This window comes from Streptosporangium jomthongense, from assembly GCF_042650425.1.
Taxonomy (GTDB): domain Bacteria; phylum Actinomycetota; class Actinomycetes; order Streptosporangiales; family Streptosporangiaceae; genus Streptosporangium.
In genome coordinates, this window is the sequence record NZ_JBHSBC010000020.1 from 12,208 (window position 1) to 31,400 (window position 19,193).

Sequence of the window (19,193 nt, forward strand, 5' to 3'; positions counted from 1 at the left end):
TCCCGTCGCTCTGGAACCTGAGATCGGATGCGGGGCGCCCGGCCGGCCGTCTGGCCGTCGAAGACGCGTTAGGGGGCCCGGTCATCCGGTGCGTCTTCGACGACCGGCCGCCTCACTGTGACGACCGGCCGGACTCGGCGTGGTCCCTTACCCCCCGGGTCCACGCCGTGCCCACGTCCAGAGCATCCCTTCCGGCGGTCAACATCGGATCAACAACCGATCGGTGGGGACATCCAGGGATATGCACAGCCTGTGGATAATCAGGGGGTCGATATGTGGAAAAATCCCTCGGCGATCAACGGGCGGAGCGCTTCGGGAGCACGAACCAGCAGGTCATCGGCGTCCTGGCCGGTGAGTTCCGCGATGGCCGCCAGCAGCGGGGCCAGTGGATAATCACCGTCACAGACCCCCGCCAGGGCCGCCTCGACCGTTCCCACCTGGGTGGCGCGGCGCAGCCCCCGCGTCTGCCTGAGCACGATCCGCGACGGGTCCTCGGCGCCGGGCGGCCCCGTACGCTCCTCGGCCACGCCCTCGGCCAGTGCGAGCCGGGCACCGAGCAGTTCCTCGTCGGTGAGACGGTGGGCCAGGCCGACCGAGGCCAGCACCTCGTCCACGTAGCCGCCGACCGGCAACTCGACCCGCTGCCCCAGTTCCTCGACCCTGACCACCGGGTCGAGGCTGCCGGAGTCGTGCAGCGTGATCCAGCCGAAGCCGATCCCGGTGACCTTCATGGTCTCGAACCAGTCGAGCCAGTCGTCGTAGAGCTCCCGGTAACGGGGGGTGCCCTGCTCGGCGGCGTCCCTCAGCCACAGTTCCGCGTACTCGGCCGGGTCCTGCACGTCCCGCTGCACCACCCAGCCGTCGCAGCCGGTCCCCGCGAGCCATCCGCCGACCCGGTCACGCCAGTCCTCTCCGTCGACGTGCAGCCAGTTGGCCAGCAACTGGCAGGTGCCGCCCGGGGAGAGGAAGCGGGGGGCGAGCCGTACGAGGTCGCGGCAGAAACCGTCGGCCTCGAAGCCCGACTCCCGGTAGGTGAACCGGCCCCGAGGGGAGATCACGAACGGCGGGTTCGAGACGACCAGGTCGAACCGCTCCCCCTCGACGGGCTCGAACAGCGACCCCTGCCTGGCCTCGACGCCCTCGATCCCGGACAGCGCCCAGCTCAGCCGGGCCATCCTGAGCGCGCGGGGATTGACGTCGGTCGCCACGACCTCCTCCGCCCGGCCGGCCAGGTGCAGCACCTGCACACCGCACCCGGTGCCGAGGTCGAGGACGCGCCCGGCCGGGCGGCGCGAGACGAGCTGGGCCAGGTTCGCCGACGCCCCTCCCGCACCGACGACGTGGTCCTCGCGCAACGCGGGATCGCCCGGCCTGACCTTGCGGTCGGAGACGACGTAGCCACCCGTCTCCCACGGCTGCAGGTGCACCGCCGCGCTGACCAGACCGTCCTGTACGGTCACCAGCCCGCCCTCGGCGAGCGCCTCGACCGGGAGCCATTCCGGCGCCTCGACCGGCACTCCGAGCCACCACAGCCGGATCAGCGTGCCGAGCGGGTCGCCGTCGCGGGTGACGCGCAGCGCGGGTGTCGTCTCCTCACGGGAGAGCGCGGTCGCGGCGACCGTGCCGAGGCGGTCGCGGACGCCGTCGACGGTGTAGCCGGTTTCGAGCAGCAGCTCTCTGAGACGGGCGGGAAGATCTCTCACCCGACCATCCTCCCGCAGCCCTCCCAGCCGGGGGTGACCCGATCGTTGCAGACCGCCGTAAGCGTTCTGCAAGCACGGCACAAGTGGGAGACGGTACCAATGAGGAGTCGCTCCACCCGTCCTGAGGTTTCCGAGATGTTGATCCCCTGTTTCGCCTGTGAGTCCCGTTTCCGGCCCGACGAGTACTTCCGCGCCTGCCACGACTACAACCGTGGCCGGGACATGGTCGCGTGGACCTGCCCGAGGTGCGGCAACCGGGACGAGTTACGGGTCCTGCCGGGCGAGCTGGGCTTCGGATACTCCGCGAACGGCGGACACGGCGGGTTCGACGTCAGCGACCGGGTCCGCGTGCCCGGTCTGCGGCGACGACGCCAGGACCTGCGGCTGGACATCTCGCTGGACGAGAAGGTCTGGCGGGTGCCAACCCGGCTACGGCAGCTCGCGGGAGCACGCTGAGACCGCTCCGGCCCGGACGAACCCCCGGACTCCGGGCCGGAGCTCTCAGACGCCCGAAAACCGGGGCTCTCACGGACGACGGCGCCGGGCGGCGCGGGGCCGTGGGCGGCGGGTGACGGGTGCGGCGACGGGGGCCAGGTGGGCGAAGCCGTACGGTCAGGCGGGGGCGGGACGCTGGCGCAGGCTGTGCCAGGCGGCCTCGCACAGGCCCGCGATCTCCTCGGGCGTCGGCTGGTGAGCGCCCGCGAACCACAGGCGGCACATCTCGGTCGCGGGGCCGAGCCAGAGCACGTAGCACATGGTGGGGGGGACGGGCTGGAGCAGGCCGTTCTTCATGTGGGGCCGCCACCAGTCGGCGACCTTGCGGAAGAAGGCCCTGCGCAGCTCGGAGACCTCGGTGCCGCCCGGCTCGTCGCGCTTCGGCGGGCGCTCGCTGAGCAGCAGGTGCGCCCGCTCCCTGTTGTCGTCGTACCACCTCATGTGCAGGGCGACGATGGCCTCGATGCCCTCCTTGGCCCCCTCGTGACGCCGCAGCTCGGTGAGGAAGACCTCCTGGTACATCCTGAGGGTGTCGGCGTAGAGCACCCCGAAGACGTGTTCCTTGCTCGCGAAGTGGTGGTAGAAACTGCCGACGCTGACGCCGCTCTCCTCGCGGAGGCTGGCGAGCGTGGTGGCCGAGACGCCGTCCTGGCTGAACCGGCGCAGTGCGCCCTCGATGATCCTGGTGCGGCCGTCGCGTCCGTTCTTGGCACTTTTCACGGTGTCAATGGTGCGCCAACAGAACCTTGTTCCGCAAATGGTGTCCGGCCACCGGACTCCCCGCCGATGATAACGCTCCGTTCGCCGCCACCACCCGGCGCGACGCCCCCTCCGAGGGCCGGTTCGACCGGCGCGTTCACCTCCACACTCCCCTGGGAGGTCCGGGTGACGGCCCCCGGCCACAGGCCCCGGATCATCGCCAGAACCCGGTGGTTGTCGCCGAGGACGTCCATGTTCACGGTCCTGGCTCCGTTGACCGAGGCGCGGCGCAGCAGCCTGCGGACCAGGCGGGAGCCGATGCCCCTTCCCTGCCAGGCGTCGGCGACGACCACCGCGATCTCCACCTCGGCGCCGGCCCTGGCTCCCACGGCATGCCCGACGACCTTCTCCCCCGCGACGGCGAGCAGCACGTCCCCCCGGCCGGTCTCCGCCAGGAGCCTGCCCGCCATGTCCTCGTCCACGGCGGTGAGGAAGCGCAGGTGCCGCGTCCTTGGCGACAGTTCCGCGAGGAAGTGGCGAATCCGCTCCCCGTCGCCCGGCCCGGCGGACCTGATCTCGACGACGGTTCCTGCGAGCACCCCCTGAGTTCGCAACATGAACCTAGACTTCCGCCCGGCAGCTGAGTATGTCAAGTAGACTTAGCTGCGTTGGAGGTGACGCCGTGACGACCTACGATGCGGTCATGAGCGACGCGCTCCCGCGCCCCGACAACTGCTCCATCGAGCGGGCGCTGACGATCGTGGGCGAGAAGTGGACGCTCCTGGTGCTCAGGGAGGCCTTTCTCGGGGTGCGCAGGTTCGCCGAGATGCAGGCCTTCACCGGGGCCCCGAAACAGATCCTCAGCGCCCGGCTGACGCGCCTGGTCGAGGAGGGGCTGCTGCGCAAGGTCCCCTACCGCGAGCCCGGTCAGCGCAGACGCGACGAATATCGGCTGACCCAGATGGGCCGTGACCTCTACCCGGCTCTGGTCGCCCTGATGCAGTGGGGCGACCGCTATCTCGCCGACCCCGAGGGGCCCCCGATGCTGCTCACCCACCGTGACTGCGGTGCCGCGATCGAACAGCACTTCCGCTGCGCGGACGGGCACGAGATCTCCGGCCCGAGGGACATCACGGCGTCGCCCGGTCCTGGAGCGTGCCGTACCCGTGGTCCAGTGCCCGCAGGCAACGCCTGAGGCCGAGCACGGAGACCAGCCCCGCCCCGCCGAGCAGCACGGCCACCAGCGAGGTCCGCACCACGAGATAGGTCTCCAGCGTCTGGGTGAGCAGCAGCCACACGCTGAGTGAGGCGTTGAGGAGCTGCGCGCCGCCCCACAGCAGCGACTGCCACACGAAGAAGCGGCGCATCCGGGGATGTTCGAGCAGGTGCTCGGGCAGCGGGACCAGGTCGGTCGCCACCCGCTGGACGAGCGGCCTGCGTGTCGGGGCGGTGAGCAGGAAGCCCAGGCTCGCGCAGAGCACCCCCAGACAGGGCTGCAGGAAGAACAGCACCGGGCTGCCGGTGGCCGCGGCCAGCACCGCCCTGACCGTGATCGTCCCCGCCGCCAGCAGCACGGTCCCCGGCACCGGCTCACGCCTGACCAGCCGCCAGACGATGCCGCCGTAGACCCACGCCACCGCGACCGCGAGCGCGCCGTACAGACCGAAGAACATCAGGCCCGCGTAGAAGACGGCGACCGGCAGGATCATGCCCTCCAGCACCCTCGGGGCGGCGTGCCGCAGCAGCGCCCCGAGGCGGGGCAGTGCGACCGGAGCCGCGGGGGGCGACAGGACCAAGGTCATCGTGCGCGGGCTCCGGAGGGGGAGATGGAACGGTCCGAGGGGGGCGGATCCATCCGACCGTACGCGATGTCCGGAGTGTCCGACAGCCTTTCCCGGACATCCGGCACCGGCCGAAGGAGAGAGCGGTGCGTACGGTGCCTACCCTTGGGAGCGTGTACCGGTTCCTTCTGACTCCCCGATGGCTGGCGCTCCACGTGGTGGTTCTGCTGGTCATCCCCGCCTTCGTGTTCCTTGGCCGATGGCAGTTCGGACGTTACGAGGAACGGTCGAGCAGCAGCCACCAGACCACCGCCAACATGTCCGCGGCCCCCGTCCCCCTCGAAGGCCTCGTGCCTCCCGGCGCCCCGATGCGGGCACACGACAGGTACCGTCCCGTGACGGTCACCGGCACGTTCGACGCGGGCGCCCAGTTGCTGGTCCGCAGACGCGTCCAGGACACCAGGGTCGGCTTCTACGTGCTCACCCCGCTGCGGACGGCCGACGGCGTCGGCGTCCTGGTCAACCGGGGCTGGGTCAAGGCGGGCGCGACGGCGGACGCGCCTCCCGAGGTCCCGCCGCCGAGCACCGGCGAGGTGACCGTCACCGGGCGGCTGCAGCCCAGCGAGACCGAGGAGACGACCGGCATCAGGAACCGGCCCGGCCTTCCCCCCGGCCAGGTCCTGCTGATCAACACCGAGTCGGTCGGGCGAGGCCTGCCGTACAAGCTGCTCGACGGGTACGTCGAGCTGACCGGCCAGCAGCCGCAGGCCCAGGCCGCGCCCGCCCCGGTGCCCGCGCCGGACGTCGGCGGAGGCGGCGGCCTCAACCTGGCGTACGGCGTGCAGTGGTGGCTGTTCATCGGCATCGCGATCGGCGGCTGGATCCTGTTGATCCGCCGGGAGGCCGCGGACCTGCGAGCCGAGGCGGCCAAGGGCGAGAAGGAGACGGTCGACGCCTAGAACGGTCGTCAGGGGAACAGCAGGTTCAGAAGGCCGCCGACGGCCGCGGCGACCACGGACGTCACGATCGACACCAGGCAGCCGGTACCGCCCCGCATCCGTCCCCGCTCGGGTGGGGGCCGCCCGTACCGGTGCCACAGCGGCCGGGGTTCGAGCAGGAGGAAGGCGAACGCGCCGATCTGGCCGACGCCGAACAGCCAGAACCACGCCCACCTGTTGCCCAGCCTGGGGGTCGAGCCGAGCATGATCATGAGGGTCGCCACCCAGGCGGCCCCGACCCACCACATCCCCAGCGTCGGGGGGATCTCGAAGGGCCAGGTGGCGTACCACCAGGAGGGTTGTCGAACGCTCTCCTGGACCAGCCTGACCTCGGAGTCGCCGATGTCGGCGCCGAACCGGTCGAAGGTGTAGGCGCCCTTGCCGTCCGACACCGGTCCCTGGTCGATCCGGTGCCAGACCAGGGGCCCCTCGGCCCACCTCAGCGCGTACACCACCTCCGGCGAGTCCGACGAGTCAGGGGCCTCCGCCTCCGGGGGTGGCTGCTCCACCGAGGGCGGCTGCACCGCTGCGGGCGGCTGGTCCGTGGATACCGTCCCCTGCCGGGACGCCCGGTAGACGACGACCGTGACCCTGTCCGCCTTCAGGGCCGCACGGAAGTCGGAAAGCGTCCTCCCCGTCGGCGCCGCGGCCGCCACCACGAGCAGGGCGCCGAACAACAGGACCAACAGCAACACGACCCTGACGACCGTCCCGGCGAGCCACCACCCCCAGCGCGCCTCACGCCATCGGGGCGATAAGTCCCCCACTTCAGAGGTCATGCTTCTTTACTACCTCATGACGTCCAGGCGCTGATCATCCCTATGCCGAAGAAGACGGCCACGGCGAGGGCGAACCCCTGCGTCCCGTTGAGCCTGACCCGCTCGGACGGCACCTCGGACGACCCACGCCACAGCGGGTACGGCTCAAGCAGCACGTAGAGCCACGACCCCCCGACCAGGAACATCCACGTCCACGCCCAGCGACCGGCGTAGCGGTTGTCCCGCCGGGTGAGCATCAGCAGCCAGGCGATCACCTCGGCGGCGACCGCGACCGGGGCGAACGGCTCCCACCAGCGGGCGTAGGCGGGCGAGCCCATGAACATCCCGGCCAGCCCGAACCGCTGGGGTCCCCGGGCCTGCCCGATCTCGACCGACGGGCCCGCCGCCTCCCCGACCCGGGCCAGGAAGGCCGTCTGGACCCGCCGGAGCTCGCTCGGCACCAGCCTCGTGGTCACCGGGTCCCACACGTCGTCCGGCGGGTCGAAGTAGGCCTCGTTCCACGAAAGAGGACCGTTCGACCAGGTCAGCGTGCCGTATGCGGGCCAGTCCCGGTCGTAGACGACCTTGGTCACCGTACCGGCCCGCAGGTCGGAGATGAGTTCCTCGGCCTCGCGCAACCGAGGGTCCTGGTTCAGGTGGACCACGATCGTGGACAGCGCCAGGACGAACAACAGGGCGATCCGCGCGCCGTACGGGATGCCCTTCGGGATCTGCATGTCCGCCCCCATCGCGAGATGTCCGCCGCCGGATAGATTAGGGGCTCCCTACAAGGGCACACGACCGCATTCCCATCGCGACACACACGAACGCGAGAAACCAGGACGCACCCCTCCGGACACCCTCCTGTGGGCCTTCCGCCGGTTACCGGACACACAGGGGTAGATGGGATGAGACACAGATACCAAGCGGATATCTCGCAGGTTGTTCAGTGTGACGTCAGCGACGTACGGTTTACCGCGTGACTACGCCGCTGCTGCCCGACCCCGAGCCACGGCGGCGGGACTATGTGATCATTTCCGCTGACGACCACCTCATCGAGCCACCCGACATGTTCCTCGACCGGCTCCCCGAGAAATACGCCGATCTCGCCCCCAAGGTGGTCGAGACCGACTCCGGGCACCAGGTCTGGCGGTACGGCGGCGCGACCTACCCGTGTGCGGGTCTCGACGTGGGCGCGGGGCTGCCCCGTGAGCAGTGGACGCTCGACCCGGTGCGTTTCGAGCACATGCGGCCCGGCTGCCACGACATCCACGCGCGGGTCGAGGACATGGACCGCGCGGGTGTCTGGGCGGCGCTGTGCTTTCCCGGCATGCTCGCCGGGCAGTCGGGGATGGTCTTCGCCAAGACCCGCGACCAGGAGCTCGGCCTCGCGATCACGCGGGCATGGAACGACTGGCACGTGGACGTCTGGGCCGGCACCTACCCCGAGCGGATCATCGCCCTGCAACTGCCCTGGCTGACCGACCCCGAGGTCGCGGCCAAGGAGATCAGGGACAACGCGGCCAGGGGGTTCAAGGCCGTGCTCTTCCCCGAGTTCCCCACCCGGCTGCGGCTGCCGTCCATCCACACCGACCACTGGGACCCGTTCTTCCAGGCCTGCGAGGAGACCGGCACCGTCGTGTGCCTGCACACCGGCTCCGCCTCCTGGACCCCCGTCCCCTCGACCGACACACCGATCGAGGCGATCACCACGCTGATGCCCGCGAGCGCCATGTTCGCCTGCGCCGACTGGCTCTGGTCGGGCATCCCGCTGCGCTTCCCGGCGCTGCGGATCCTCATCGTGGAGGGCGGGGTCGGCTGGCTGCCGATGCTCGCCGAGCGCGCCGACTACGCGCTCGACCACCCGGTCGCCGGGGAGGCCGCCTGGGAGGGCGGGCTCAAGCCCAGCGAGGTCCTGCGGCGCAACTTCTTCTTCGGCACGCTCAACGACCACGCCCTGTCCGGGGTGCGCTTCGCGGTCGGCCTCGAACACGTGCTGCTGGAGAGCGGCTACCCGCACTCCGACTCCACCTGGCCCGACACCCAGCAGACCGTGGCGACGAACCTTGGCAACCTGCCCCCGGCCGACATCGCCAGGGTCGCCTACGGCAACGCCGCCCGCCTGTTCGGCCACCCGCTGCCGTCACGGGCCTGGCTCAGGATGGAACAGCTCTAGCGTCCGTGCTCGGGAGGGAAGACGCTCGCCTGGATGTTCCTGCGCTCCCAGTCGAGATAGCGTCCGCTCTCGCCGAGCAGCGAGGCCGTGAGCCACAGCAGGACACCGAAGTCGTCGGCCACCCCGACGAGCGCCAGGAAGTCGGGGATGACGTCGATCGGCGAGAGGATGTAGACCACGCCCAGGCCGAGCATGGCCAGCCTGCTCTTGCTCATGCCGGGGTACCGGCCCCGCGTCACCGCGCCGACCATCCTCGGAACGGTGCGCAGTCTGGTGATGAGTCCCGGTGAACCCGGCTGGGACACCTGCTTGTAGACCCGCCATGCCTGTGCCGCACGCGCTGCCTTCGCCATGGGAACCCTCCTCGGGGGGCACGCTCGTCGACGGCCTTCTACCCCGTCGCCTCAAGATATAACGCGTACTCTTCGTGGACGGTTCCCGAGGAATCTAGGGTTATGTCCATCACGTGAAAGGTGAGACAGATGACGACTTTCTCCGGGGTTCACCACATCGCGCTGAACGTGCGCGACCTCGACGCCTCCGTGCGGTGGTACGGCGACGTCCTGGACTTCGCACCCCTGTTCCCCTGGAACAACGCGGGCTTCGAACGGCAGCTCATGCGGCACCCCAGCGGGGTCATCATCGGGCTGACCAGGCACAAGCACGAGGACGGCGACGCGGAGTTCAACGAGCGCAGGACCGGCCTCGACCACCTGGCGTTCACCGTGGACACCCGGCAGGAGCTCGACGCCTGGGCCACCCGCCTCACCGAGGCCGGGGTCACCCACTCCGGCGTCCAGGACATCCCCGAGGTGGGCTTCGCCCTGCTCGCCTTCCGGGACCCCGACGGCATCCAGCTCGAAGTCTTCCTCAGCCAGAACCGAAGCCAGGGCTGACGCACGGGCGGCCGGGGAAAGGGATGACCGTGACCGAACACGCCCCCACCGCCGCCCTCGTCGACCGCTTCGTCACCGGCCTCGTCCCCATGGTCCCGCTGCTCGCGGTCTGGGCGCACGGCTCCCTGGCCGCGGGCGACTACCAGCCGGGCCGCAGCGACCTCGATCTCGTGGCGGTCCTCAGCCGCCCCTGCTCCCCCGAGGAGAAGTCCGGCCTCACCCTGATGCACGAACGCCTCGGCGCCGCCGTACCGCTCGCGGCGAAGCTGCACTGCGGCTACGTCGTCACGACCGAACTGGACGACCCCGCACGGCCCCACCTCGCCTGGGCGCACGAGGAGGTCACCCACCGGCCGATCACCCCGGTGACCAGGCGCGAGCTCCACGAGTTCGGCCTGGTCCTGTACGGCCCGCCCCCCGCGACCCTCCTGCCGCCGGTGACCGACGAGGAGCTCGCCGGGTTCGTGGCCTGGGACCTGCGGGAGTTCTGGCGCCCGCTGCTCGACCGCCCCGACCTGTGGCTCCGTGACATCTGGGTGGACGCGGCCATGCTCACCCTGGCCCGGGCCACGGTGACCCTCAGGGAGGGGAGGCTCGTCACCAAACACCGGGCGCTGGCCGTACTGAGGGAGATGGGCGCCCCCACACGGATCGTCGACGACATCGAACGGCGGCGCTACGCCCGGCCCGGCCCGGTCCAGGACGACGGATGGCCCACACTCAGGGCGGAGCTGACCGTCGCCTTCCTCGCCTCGGAGATCGACGCGGTCAGCGGGAGGTCGCGTGCCTGATCGCGGTGTGCTCGAAGGGGGCCGCGGCCTCGATCTGGGAGGCGACCCGGATCAGCAGGTCCTCCCGGCCCGCCGCCGCGACCAGCTGGACGCCGACCGGCATCCCCCCCGAGGTCCGGTGAAGCGGCAGGGAGATCGCGGGCTGGCCGGTGGCGTTGACCGGCGAGCTGAACGCCACGGCCTGGTTCATCCGGCCCCGCGCCATGCTGACGTCGTCGGAGGCGAGCCAGCCGATGGGGAACGGCGCCGCCCCCAGGGACGGGGTGAGCAGCAGGTCGAAGGACTCCCACCAGGTGGCCATCCTGCGGCGGAACCCGTCGATCCAGTCGCGTGAGGCCACGTAGTCGACCGCGCTGAGCCTTCGCCCGGTCGCCCCGAGGATGCGGTTGCGCTCCTCAAGCTCGTCGAGATCGACGGGCCTGCCGCGCCAGCGCCCGAAGTCCTCAAGGTCGGCGGCCAGGTGGGCCGCGACGACCGTGCCGAAGTGCAGCGCGAAGTCCTTCTCCGTGAGCGCCTCGGGGCCGCCGGACTCGACGCCGTGACCGAGCGACTCAAGGAGCCGGGCCGCGCCGAACACGGCGGCCGTCAGGTCGGGGTCGGTCTCGCCGGGGCGCCCCGGGTGCTCGGTGAGGAAGCCGATCCGCAGCCGTCCGGGGTCGGCCCCGACCTCCTGAGCCAGGCTCCGGGGCCAGGCGGGCGCGCCGTACGGGTCGCCCGGCATCGCCCCGGCGATCACGTCGAGGGTCGCCGCGCTGTCCCTGACCGTACGGCAGAGCATGCCCGGCGTGGAGAAGCCCGCCCAGGCCTCGCCGACGGCCGGCCCGTAGCTCACCCGCCCCCGGCTCGGCTTGAGGCCGACCAGCCCGCACAGGCTCGCCGGGATGCGGATCGACCCGCCGCCGTCGCTGCCCGCGGCCACCGGGACCATGCCCGAGGCGACCGCCGCGGCCGACCCGCCGCTCGACCCGCCGGGGCTGTAGCGGACGTCATGGGGGTTACGCGTCGGCCCGAAGGCCCTGGGCTCCGTGGTGATCGCGGTGCCGAACTCGGGGGTGTTCGTCCGGCCGAGGACCACGAACCCCGCCGCGCGCAGCTTGGCCGGCGCGTAGCCGTCCCGTGCCACCTCGACGCCGTCGAGCACCCGGGAGCCCGCCCGGTACGGCTCACCCGCCATGCTCCAGCCCAGGTCCTTCAGCAGGGTCGGCACCCCCAGGAAGGGGGCGTCCCCGGTGAGCCTGTCGGCCTCCGCGAGCGCCCGCTCGAACCTGCGGTGGACGACCGCGTTGATCTCCCCGTCGTGCGCCTCGATCCTCGCGATCGCCGCCTCGGCGAGCTCTCTCGGCGAGACGTCACCGGCGCGCACCGCCTCCGCCTGGCCGACCGCGTCGAGGTCGAACAGTTCGTCCAACGCCTCACTCCTTGCCGAACGCACCCCTTCGAAAGGCTCTCGGGGCCTTTCGAGGCCGTGGCCACATCCTTCCCGATCCAGGTGGGAAACGTGGTTCCGTGGGTGGATCTTCGCAAGGGTTTCATTACCCTACCGTGACACTCTGTTAAATGTTAGAACGTTTATGTGACGAAAAACCGGCGCGGAAAACGACGACACGCACTTCTGGGTACGGCGGTGCTGGCGACCTGTGTGGCCGCCCCGGTGACGGGGGGAGCCGTCGCGGCGTTCGCCGGTGTCCAGGACTCTCCCGGCCAATGTCTGACGGCCACCCGGAACGGGACGCCCGAGTGCGCCCCGCCGTACGACGCGGGCCAGGACACCACCCCCGAGGCCTCCCCGCCTCAAACCGAGGGGACGCCCCAGACTCATCAGGCATCCCGGACCGGGCCCCCGGCCACGTCGGTCACGACGCAGGCCCGGGTGAAGCCCGAAGCCGACCTTCCCGACAGGCCCGGCCCCGCGGGCGGGAGTGACGCCTCTGCCGACACTCCGGCCGAGGCTCCGCCCAAGACCTCCCCGGAGGCCCCGGCCAAAGCCCAAGAGGCCCCGGCCAAAACCCAAGGTGGAGCCCAGAGCGAGGCCCAGGACGGGACCCAAGACGAGACCCAAGACGGGGCTCAGGACGAAGCCCAGGACGGAACCCAAGGCACGGGCCAGGGCGAGGCCGCCGACGAGGAGGCCGGGTCCGGGGTCAGGGTCGGGCCGCCGTCCTGCGGGCACGGCCTGCTGGGGTCGCTGCTCGGCCTGGTCCCGCACTGCGAGCCGCTCACCAAGGCCGTGAGACCCGTCATCTGCCTGCCCATCGTCTCGCTGCTGCTCGGTGGGGAGTCCTGTCACGCTCCCCACCCCACCCCGACGGTCGAGCCCCCGGCCCCCACGCCGACTCCGCCGCCCGCACGGACCCTCACCCCGACGTCCCCGCCCCCGGCTCCTCCGCCCACGCCGACCCCCACGCCCACCCCGACACCCCCGCCCACGCAGACCCCGGCTCCGACGCCTCCCCAGACGCCTGAGCCGCCTGCCCCCACCCCGACACCCCCGCCCACGACCCCGGAGCCACCCGCTCCGACGCCGCCCACCACTCCGGAGCCACCCGCGCCACCGCCACCGCCGAGACCCGTCCAGGTCTCGCCCGTCGCCGTCGTCCCGGCACCGCCGACACCCACCCCGACTCCGCCGACGCCGCCTCCCACAGCGTCTCCCACGGTGTCGCCGAGCCCGGAGAGTTCGGTCCTCGGGATGCGACGGCAGCGCATCCAGGACCGCTTCGCCGAACGGCGTCAGGGAACCGACCGCAGGCTGGTCATCCTGGTGCTCTTCACCGGCGTCATCTCGGTCACCGCGGTCGCCCTGCTCAAGCGCAGGCCGCGCAGATAAACGCGTGAGGCCCGGTTGGCGATCGGTCGCCAACCGGGCCTCCTACGTGTGCCCCGTTCAGCCCTCGGGCAGCTTCGCGGGGAACTGGGCGTCGATCTGGTCGTACTGCTGCTGCACGGCAACGAAGTCGTCGGGCCCGACCGAGCCCAGGCCGTTGAACGGGCGACCGGTCAGCATGATGAAGCCGACCCCGACGACGACCACGGTCACCCTGACCAGGTCACCGACGACCGAGGCGCCCGTCGGCCGGTTCCCGACCGTCCAGGGAAGCACGACGACCAGCAGCCCGGAGATGAGCATGGAGATCACGAAGATGCTCTCAAGACCGGTGTTGGCGTCGTCGGCCCGTACGGCGCGGGAGTGGAAGACGTCGGAGATGTGGCTGAGGGCGTCCTGCTGGAGGGTCTTGCCCACGTCGTCGGCCGGCTTGAGTCTGAGCACCTCGGCACGCATGTTCTCAAGCAGCTTCGTGGGGACCGGGGACATCTCACCGTGGGCCATGAGCGGCCAGTCGAGGGAGACGCTCTTGGCGGAGTAGTCCCTGATCTGGGCCCGGATGGGCCCCGCCTCGGGGATGGGCGCGACCGACCAGTACAGCTCGCTGAGGGCCTCCGTCTCCGCCTGGACGTCGGTCTGCGAGGTGGAGATGGCGTCCCGGCACAGCACGACGGCGTAGGCCAGGACCAGCAGGTAGATGGCGAGGGCGAGGTTGGCCGCGAAGTCGATCGACGCCGAGCCGTTGTCCTCTCCCTCGTGCCCCCTCCTCCTGAGGACGAGAAGCGCGATCAGCGTGATCGCGACGGCGACTACCACCAGCACGCTTATCCAGCCCATGGGACTCCCTCGGATCAACCATGAATGTAACTACTTAGGGTAATCTTTTCATTACACAGATGCCTACGGTTCCGCCACAGTTCACTCACGAAATCGGCGATCCCGGATGACCCGGTACGGCGGGCACACTTTCCCCGTCCGTTTCGGCGATCTTCTCTCCCCGAGGCCGTACGGCACACCCTGCGGAAACCGGCTACTTTGTCGCGTTTGTTGGCGTAAGGCCTGTTCAGCGGGGGGCACGGTGATCGCCAGCACGGGGCAAATTTCGCGATGTTCGGGGGTCACCACCGGTTCGGCGTGGGATTGATCCTTCTTGTGGAAGGGCTTCCGCGACAAGGGATAGAAAATGGGGAAACGTCCCTGTAGACGGAGAGCGGCCCGGCTTACGGCGGGAGCACTTCTGGCTCTGCAGATATCGTTCATCGCCCTGGCCTCGGACGGAAACGCCGAGACCGGGGCCGCCAGTTCGCCGGTCGCCGTCATGATCGCGGACTCGTCCGACGCGTCCGCACGGGTGCCGAGCACCGGCCGCTACGACATCAACGCCCTGGAGGCCGCCAGGCGCTACACCCGTGACCTGTACCTGAAGGCCGTAGCCCTGCGCGAGCCCGCCGACCTCGGCACGGGACTGTGGGAACGGGAAGGGCTGAGTGAGGCCCGGCAGCCCGAGGCCAAGGCCCCGGTCAGAAAGAGCCAGGCGCGGACCAGCGCCCAGACGGCCCACCGCCTGCCCTCGGTACGGCTCGCCCACACACAGGCCGCCCAGTTGCTGAAGCGGGCCGGTCTCGGCCGGAAGTCCTCAGGCCGGTGCGCCAGCCGAGACAACGGGCGGTGCACCTCACTTGAGGCCGTCAGGACGGACACGGTGAACAGGGTGATCGGCCTGAAGCGCGAGAGCGGGTGCCCCATCGTGATCACCGGAGGCACCGAGGTCGGCCACGCCCCCGGCCTGTACAGCCACTACGAGGGCTACAAGCTGGACATCAAGCCCAACCGGTGCGTCAGCCGCTACATCAAGAGCAAGTATCCCTACCAGCGGGTCAGGGGTGACGGCGCCCCGCTCTACGGGGACTCACAGACCGTCTACGCCAGGGAGTCCGACCACTGGGACATCCTCTTCCGCTGACGCCCGGGAACGCCGCTGTCACCCGGGAAACCGGATGCCCGGAAAACCGCACCGGGCGGGCCGTCCATGAGACGACCCGCCCGGTGACGACGACGTGCTAGAAGAGCTCGGCCACGACCAGCTCGGCGATCTCCGCCGCGTTCAGGGCGGCTCCCTTACGGAGGTTGTCGCCGCAGACGAACAGGTCGAGGGTGTTGGGGAAGTCGAGCGCCTGGCGAACCCGGCCCACGTAGGTGGGGTCGGTGCCGACGACGTCGGCCGGGGTCGGGAAGACTCCGTTGGCCGGGTCGTCCATGACGACCACCGTCGGCGCCGCCTCCAGGATGCGGTGCGCGTCGGCGACGGTGATCTCCCGCTCGAAGGTCGCGTGCACGGCCAGCGAGTGGGTCGTGATCACCGGGACACGGACGCAGGTCGCGGAGACCTTCAGGTCGTCGATGCCGAGGATCTTCCTGGACTCGTTGCGGAGCTTGATCTCCTCCGAGGCCCAGCCGCCGTCCTTGAGCGAACCCGCCCACGGCACGACGTTGAACGCGATCGGCGCGGGGAAGGGAGACTCGCCGTCACCGAGCTTGTTCTGCAGGGCCTTGCGCACGTCACCGGCGCTCTGGCCGACCGTCCGGTCGCCGGCGAGCGCCTCGACCTCGTCGTAGAGACGTCCCGAACCGGCGACACCCGCGCCGGAGACCGCCTGGTAGGAGGAGACGACCAGCTCGCGCAGGCCGTACTCGGTGTGCAGGGCGCCCATCGCGGCCATCATCGACAGCGTGGTGCAGTTGGGGGTCGAGATGATGCCCAGCGGGCGGTTGCGCGCCGCCTGCGGGTTGACCTCGGGCACCACCAGCGGCACCTCGGGGTTCATCCGGAAGGTGCCGGACTTGTCGATGGCGACCGCGCCGCGCTCGGCGGCGATCGGCACCCACACGGCGGAGACCTCGTCGGGCACGTCGAAGATCGCGATGTCGACGCCGTCGAAGACCTCGGCGGTCAGCTCCTGGACGACCAGGTCCTCACCGCGGACCCGCAGGACCTTGCCTGCGGACCGGGCGGACGCGACGAGCTTGATCTCGCCGTAGATGTCCTCCCGGTTGGAGATGATGTCGCGCATGACGGTGCCGACGGCACCGGTCGCGCCGATCAGAGCGAGGGTGGGCTTGCGGCTCATCGGCCGGTACCTCCGTAGATCACAGCTTCAACCTGGTCGGCGTCGAGATTGAACGCGCGGTGGGCGGCGCTGACCGCCGAGTCCACCTCGTCCTGCCCGACGATCACCGAGATGCGGATCTCCGAGGTGGAGATCATCTCGATGTTCACCCCCGCGTCGGCGAGGGCGGCGAAGAACGTCGCGGTGACGCCGGGGTGCGAGCGCATGCCCGCGCCGATCAGCGACACCTTGCCGATCTGGTCGTCGAACAGCAGCGACTCGAAGCCGATGTTCTGCTGGATCTTCTTCAGTGCGGTCAGCGCCGTCGAGCCGTCGCTCGCGGGCAGCGTGAAGGAGATGTCCGTCCGACCGGTCGCCGCCGCCGACACGTTCTGCACGATCATGTCGATGTTGACTTCGGCGTCGGCCAGCGTTTTGAAGATCGTGGCAGCCTCGCCGACCTTGTCGGGCACCCCGACAACGGTGATCTTGGCCTCGCTCCGGTCGTGCGCGACGCCGGAGATGATCGGCTGCTCCATCTGTGTTCCTTCACTGTCGGGGTCGGAGATGACCCACGTGCCTTCCTTGGTGCTGAACGAGCTTCTTACGTGAATCGGCAGGTTGAAGCGGCGGGCGTACTCGACGCAGCGCAGGTGCAGGATCTTCGCGCCGCAGGCCGCCATCTCCATCATCTCCTCGTAGGAGACCTTGGGGATCTTGCGGGCGACCGGGACGATGCGCGGGTCCGCGGTGAAGACCCCGTCCACGTCGGTGTAGATCTCGCACACGTCGGCTTCGAGGGCGGCGGCGAGCGCCACGGCCGTCGTGTCGGAACCGCCCCTGCCGAGGGTGGTGATGTCCTTGGTGTCCTGGGAGACCCCCTGGAACCCGGCCACGATCGCCACCTGACCGGCGCCGATCGCCTCGCTGATGCGGCCCGGCGTCACGTCGATGATGCGGGCGCGGCCGTGCGAGGAGTCGGTGATCACCCCGGCCTGGGAGCCGGTGAACGAGCGGGCCTCCTGGCCCAGGTTCGCGATCGCCATCGCCAGCAGCGCCATCGAGATGCGCTCACCCGAGGTGAGGAGCATGTCGAGTTCGCGCACCGGCGGCAGCGGCGAGACCTGCTGGGCGAGGTCGAGCAGCTCGTCGGTGGTGTCGCCCATCGCCGAGACGATCACCACGACGTCGTTGCCGGCTTTTTTCGTCGCGACGATCCGCTGGGCGACCCGCTTGATGCAGGACGCGTCGGCGACGGACGAACCACCGTACTTCTGAACAACGAGCGCCACGAGATGTCTCCGAAGCAATCTAGGGCTGTGGAGCTCTCAGTCTACTGTCGCCCGGGTAGCGCACTTCTGGTTTGGCCCACTATGTGGACAATCACACGGTTGTGCGCTCTTCGGCCACGTCCAGCCGAGTATGGGCGACGAGTGCCTGCAGGGCGCGCAGCGCGGCCCCGGCGTGGTTGCCCCAGGTGTTGAAGTAGGAGTACTGCCACCACCACAGCGCCTCAAGGGGACGCCCCGCCTGGTAGTGCCTGAGCCCGTGAAGAAGGTCGGCGGCCACCGCCGTCAGGTCGTCCGACAGCCGGTACGGCGTGACCGCGGTGTCCTTGTACGGGTCGAAGACCTCGGCGTAGTCGTCGACCGGGCCGAGCCGCTCGGCCAGGGCCGTACGGACCGCGTCGACGTCCGGGTCCTCGCTCAGGTGCGGCTCCCAGTTGCCGGACAGGATCACGTCCTGGCTGGCTCCGAGCTGCGCGCCCGCCGAGCTGACCTGCGCGACCTCGACCAGCAGCAACGACAGGATGGCGTCGCCGCCCTCACCGTTCGCCAGCCTGGTCAGACCGTCGATGTAGTTCTCCGCGTGCCCGGCGACCCGTTCCGCCAGAGCACCCCATGCGTCAGACATCCAGCAGCCTCCTTCCCTCGAACGCGCGGCCCAGGGTGACCTCGTCGGCGTATTCGAGGTCACCGCCCACGGGCAGCCCGCTGGCCAGTCGTGTGACTCTCAGCCCCATCGGCTTCACCAGACGGGCGAGATAGGTCGCCGTCGCCTCCCCCTCAAGGTTGGGGTCGGTGGCGAGGATCAGCTCGGTGACCTGGCCGTCGGCCAGTCTCGTCATCAGCTCGCGGATGCGCAGGTCGTCGGGGCCGACCCCGTCGATCGGGCTGATCGCGCCGCCGAGCACGTGGTAACGCCCGCGGAACTCACGGGTCTTCTCGATCGCCACGACGTCCTTGGACTCCTCGACCACGCAGATCACGTGGGGATCGCGCCGGGCGTCGCGGCAGATCCGGCACTCCTCGTCGGCGGCGACGTTCCCGCAGGTCCGGCAGAAACGGACCTTGTCCTTAACCTCAAGCAGGGCGTGGGCGAGCCGCTTCACGTCGGCGGGCTCGGCGGACAGCAGATGGAAGGCGATCCGCTGGGCGCTCTTCGGGCCGACTCCGGGCAGCATGCCCAGCTCGTCGATCAGGTTCTGGACGACCCCCTCGTACATGGCTTCAGAACCCGGGCAGCTGACCGAGGCCGCTGCCGCCCCCAAGTCCCTGTGCGAGCGGGCCGAGCTTCTCCTGCTGGAGGTCGGCCGCGGCGCGGACCGCGTCCCTGATCGCCGCGATGACCAGGTCGGCGATGGTGTCGGCCGTGTCCTGGGGGTCACCGGGGTCGACGGCCTCGGCGCTGATCCTCAGTTCGAGCAGCTCGCCGCCGCCGTTGACCGTGGCGACGACCAGCCCGCCGCCCGCCGAGCCCTCGACCTGGGCGTCGTTCAGCTCCTGTTGAGCGCTCACAAGCTGCTGCTGCATGAGCTGTGCCTGCTCCAGCAGCTGCTGCAGGTTGACATCCCCTGGGTTCACCGTCGTTGTGCTCCTCGTCCGTGACGTCAGTCGTCACGAGCCTACGGGGTCAGAGGCGGGTGTTGTACTGGCCCATGCCCGTGTTCCCCCCATGTGGTGAC

Annotated in this window: 22 protein-coding genes; 8 read left to right on the forward strand and 14 right to left on the reverse strand. The window is 70.2% G+C overall.

Annotated elements, in window-relative coordinates; all coding sequences use genetic code 11:
• Positions 1-260: 260 nt before the first annotated feature.
• Positions 261-1,703 carry a DUF7059 domain-containing protein gene (locus ACFOYY_RS20005; RefSeq protein WP_386190672.1) on the reverse strand — a complete coding sequence of 481 codons (1,443 nt, stop codon included), beginning with the start codon at positions 1,701-1,703 and terminating at the stop codon, positions 261-263.
• A 135-nt stretch (positions 1,704-1,838) separates the two neighbouring features.
• Between ACFOYY_RS20005 and ACFOYY_RS20010 the strand changes: the two genes are divergently transcribed.
• A complete protein-coding gene (locus tag ACFOYY_RS20010; RefSeq protein ID WP_352013712.1) occupies positions 1,839-2,159 on the forward strand; it encodes a hypothetical protein in 321 nt (106 codons plus the stop codon).
• A 156-nt stretch (positions 2,160-2,315) separates the two neighbouring features.
• On the opposite strand, the gene ACFOYY_RS20015 is transcribed toward ACFOYY_RS20010, so the two are convergent.
• Together ACFOYY_RS20015 and ACFOYY_RS20020 are read right to left on the reverse strand one after the other, a co-directional pair.
• Positions 2,316-2,918, reverse strand: coding sequence for a TetR/AcrR family transcriptional regulator (locus ACFOYY_RS20015; RefSeq protein WP_352013711.1), 603 nt, complete (start codon positions 2,916-2,918; stop codon positions 2,316-2,318).
• Positions 2,915-3,514, reverse strand: a complete 600-nt coding sequence (locus ACFOYY_RS20020) for a GNAT family N-acetyltransferase (protein ID WP_386190676.1) — start codon at positions 3,512-3,514, stop codon at positions 2,915-2,917. The genes ACFOYY_RS20015 and ACFOYY_RS20020 overlap by 4 nt, the downstream gene beginning before the upstream one ends.
• A gap of 65 nt (positions 3,515-3,579) precedes the next feature.
• Between ACFOYY_RS20020 and ACFOYY_RS20025 the strand changes: the two genes are divergently transcribed.
• Complete coding sequence (locus tag ACFOYY_RS20025; protein ID WP_352013709.1) at positions 3,580-4,092, forward strand: winged helix-turn-helix transcriptional regulator; 513 nt, start codon at positions 3,580-3,582, stop codon at positions 4,090-4,092.
• On the opposite strand, the gene ACFOYY_RS20030 is transcribed toward ACFOYY_RS20025, so the two are convergent.
• Positions 4,028-4,699 carry a VC0807 family protein gene (locus ACFOYY_RS20030; RefSeq protein WP_352013708.1) on the reverse strand — a complete coding sequence of 224 codons (672 nt, stop codon included), beginning with the start codon at positions 4,697-4,699 and terminating at the stop codon, positions 4,028-4,030. The genes ACFOYY_RS20025 and ACFOYY_RS20030 overlap by 65 nt on opposite strands.
• A gap of 152 nt (positions 4,700-4,851) precedes the next feature.
• On the opposite strand from ACFOYY_RS20030, the gene ACFOYY_RS20035 reads away from it, so the two are divergent.
• On the forward strand, positions 4,852-5,637 hold the full coding sequence (locus ACFOYY_RS20035) for an SURF1 family cytochrome oxidase biogenesis protein (RefSeq protein ID WP_352013707.1): 786 nt from the start codon (positions 4,852-4,854) through the stop codon (positions 5,635-5,637).
• An 8-nt stretch (positions 5,638-5,645) separates the two neighbouring features.
• On the opposite strand, the gene ACFOYY_RS20040 is transcribed toward ACFOYY_RS20035, so the two are convergent.
• Positions 5,646-6,455, reverse strand: a complete 810-nt coding sequence (locus ACFOYY_RS20040) for a hypothetical protein (protein ID WP_386190681.1) — start codon at positions 6,453-6,455, stop codon at positions 5,646-5,648.
• Between the two features lie 14 nt (positions 6,456-6,469).
• A complete protein-coding gene (locus ACFOYY_RS20045; RefSeq protein WP_386190683.1) occupies positions 6,470-7,171 on the reverse strand; it encodes a hypothetical protein in 702 nt (233 codons plus the stop codon).
• A 242-nt stretch (positions 7,172-7,413) separates the two neighbouring features.
• Between ACFOYY_RS20045 and ACFOYY_RS20050 the strand changes: the two genes are divergently transcribed.
• Positions 7,414-8,610 carry an amidohydrolase family protein gene (locus ACFOYY_RS20050; RefSeq protein WP_352013704.1) on the forward strand — a complete coding sequence of 399 codons (1,197 nt, stop codon included), beginning with the start codon at positions 7,414-7,416 and terminating at the stop codon, positions 8,608-8,610.
• On the opposite strand, the gene ACFOYY_RS20055 is transcribed toward ACFOYY_RS20050, so the two are convergent.
• Complete coding sequence (locus ACFOYY_RS20055) at positions 8,607-8,963, reverse strand: YkvA family protein (RefSeq protein WP_352013703.1); 357 nt, start codon at positions 8,961-8,963, stop codon at positions 8,607-8,609. The two genes, ACFOYY_RS20050 and ACFOYY_RS20055, sit on opposite strands and share 4 nt — an antisense overlap.
• A gap of 129 nt (positions 8,964-9,092) precedes the next feature.
• On the opposite strand from ACFOYY_RS20055, the gene ACFOYY_RS20060 reads away from it, so the two are divergent.
• Both ACFOYY_RS20060 and ACFOYY_RS20065 read left to right on the forward strand, forming a co-directional pair.
• On the forward strand, positions 9,093-9,506 hold the full coding sequence (locus ACFOYY_RS20060; protein ID WP_386190687.1) for a VOC family protein: 414 nt from the start codon (positions 9,093-9,095) through the stop codon (positions 9,504-9,506).
• A gap of 23 nt (positions 9,507-9,529) precedes the next feature.
• A complete protein-coding gene (locus ACFOYY_RS20065) occupies positions 9,530-10,297 on the forward strand; it encodes a nucleotidyltransferase (protein ID WP_386190689.1) in 768 nt (255 codons plus the stop codon).
• Here ACFOYY_RS20065 and ACFOYY_RS20070 read toward each other — a convergent pair.
• A complete protein-coding gene (locus ACFOYY_RS20070) occupies positions 10,275-11,705 on the reverse strand; it encodes an amidase (protein WP_386190691.1) in 1,431 nt (476 codons plus the stop codon). The genes ACFOYY_RS20065 and ACFOYY_RS20070 overlap by 23 nt on opposite strands.
• 216 nt (positions 11,706-11,921) lie before the next feature.
• Here ACFOYY_RS20070 and ACFOYY_RS20075 point away from each other — a divergent pair, with 216 nt between their 5' ends.
• A complete protein-coding gene (locus ACFOYY_RS20075) occupies positions 11,922-13,124 on the forward strand; it encodes a hypothetical protein (protein ID WP_386190694.1) in 1,203 nt (400 codons plus the stop codon).
• A gap of 57 nt (positions 13,125-13,181) precedes the next feature.
• Here the strand turns inward: ACFOYY_RS20075 and ACFOYY_RS20080 are convergent, their stop codons facing one another.
• Complete coding sequence (locus tag ACFOYY_RS20080; protein ID WP_386190697.1) at positions 13,182-13,958, reverse strand: bestrophin-like domain; 777 nt, start codon at positions 13,956-13,958, stop codon at positions 13,182-13,184.
• Positions 13,959-14,439: 481 nt separating this feature from the next.
• Here ACFOYY_RS20080 and ACFOYY_RS20085 point away from each other — a divergent pair, with 481 nt between their 5' ends.
• Positions 14,440-15,084: a hypothetical protein gene (locus tag ACFOYY_RS20085; protein ID WP_352013697.1), complete on the forward strand. Its 645-nt coding sequence runs from the start codon at positions 14,440-14,442 to the stop codon at positions 15,082-15,084.
• 97 nt (positions 15,085-15,181) lie between these two features.
• On the opposite strand, the gene ACFOYY_RS20090 is transcribed toward ACFOYY_RS20085, so the two are convergent.
• From ACFOYY_RS20090 to ACFOYY_RS20110, 5 genes are all read right to left on the reverse strand, one after another.
• Positions 15,182-16,249 (reverse strand): aspartate-semialdehyde dehydrogenase, encoded by a 1,068-nt coding sequence (locus tag ACFOYY_RS20090; RefSeq protein WP_352013696.1) that lies wholly within the window; start codon positions 16,247-16,249, stop codon positions 15,182-15,184.
• Positions 16,246-17,520: an aspartate kinase gene (locus ACFOYY_RS20095; protein ID WP_352013695.1), complete on the reverse strand. Its 1,275-nt coding sequence runs from the start codon at positions 17,518-17,520 to the stop codon at positions 16,246-16,248. Before ACFOYY_RS20095 ends, ACFOYY_RS20090 begins: the two co-directional genes overlap by 4 nt.
• A 91-nt stretch (positions 17,521-17,611) precedes the next feature.
• The gene (locus tag ACFOYY_RS20100; RefSeq protein ID WP_352013694.1) at positions 17,612-18,142 is read right to left on the reverse strand and encodes a DUF5063 domain-containing protein; all 531 of its coding nucleotides are present in this window, start codon (positions 18,140-18,142) and stop codon (positions 17,612-17,614) included.
• On the reverse strand, positions 18,135-18,734 hold the full coding sequence (gene recR, locus ACFOYY_RS20105; RefSeq protein ID WP_352013693.1) for a recombination mediator RecR: 600 nt from the start codon (positions 18,732-18,734) through the stop codon (positions 18,135-18,137). The genes ACFOYY_RS20100 and recR overlap by 8 nt, the downstream gene beginning before the upstream one ends.
• 4 nt (positions 18,735-18,738) lie before the next feature.
• Complete coding sequence (locus ACFOYY_RS20110) at positions 18,739-19,092, reverse strand: YbaB/EbfC family nucleoid-associated protein (protein WP_352013692.1); 354 nt, start codon at positions 19,090-19,092, stop codon at positions 18,739-18,741.
• Between the last annotated feature and the right edge of the window lie 101 nt (positions 19,093-19,193).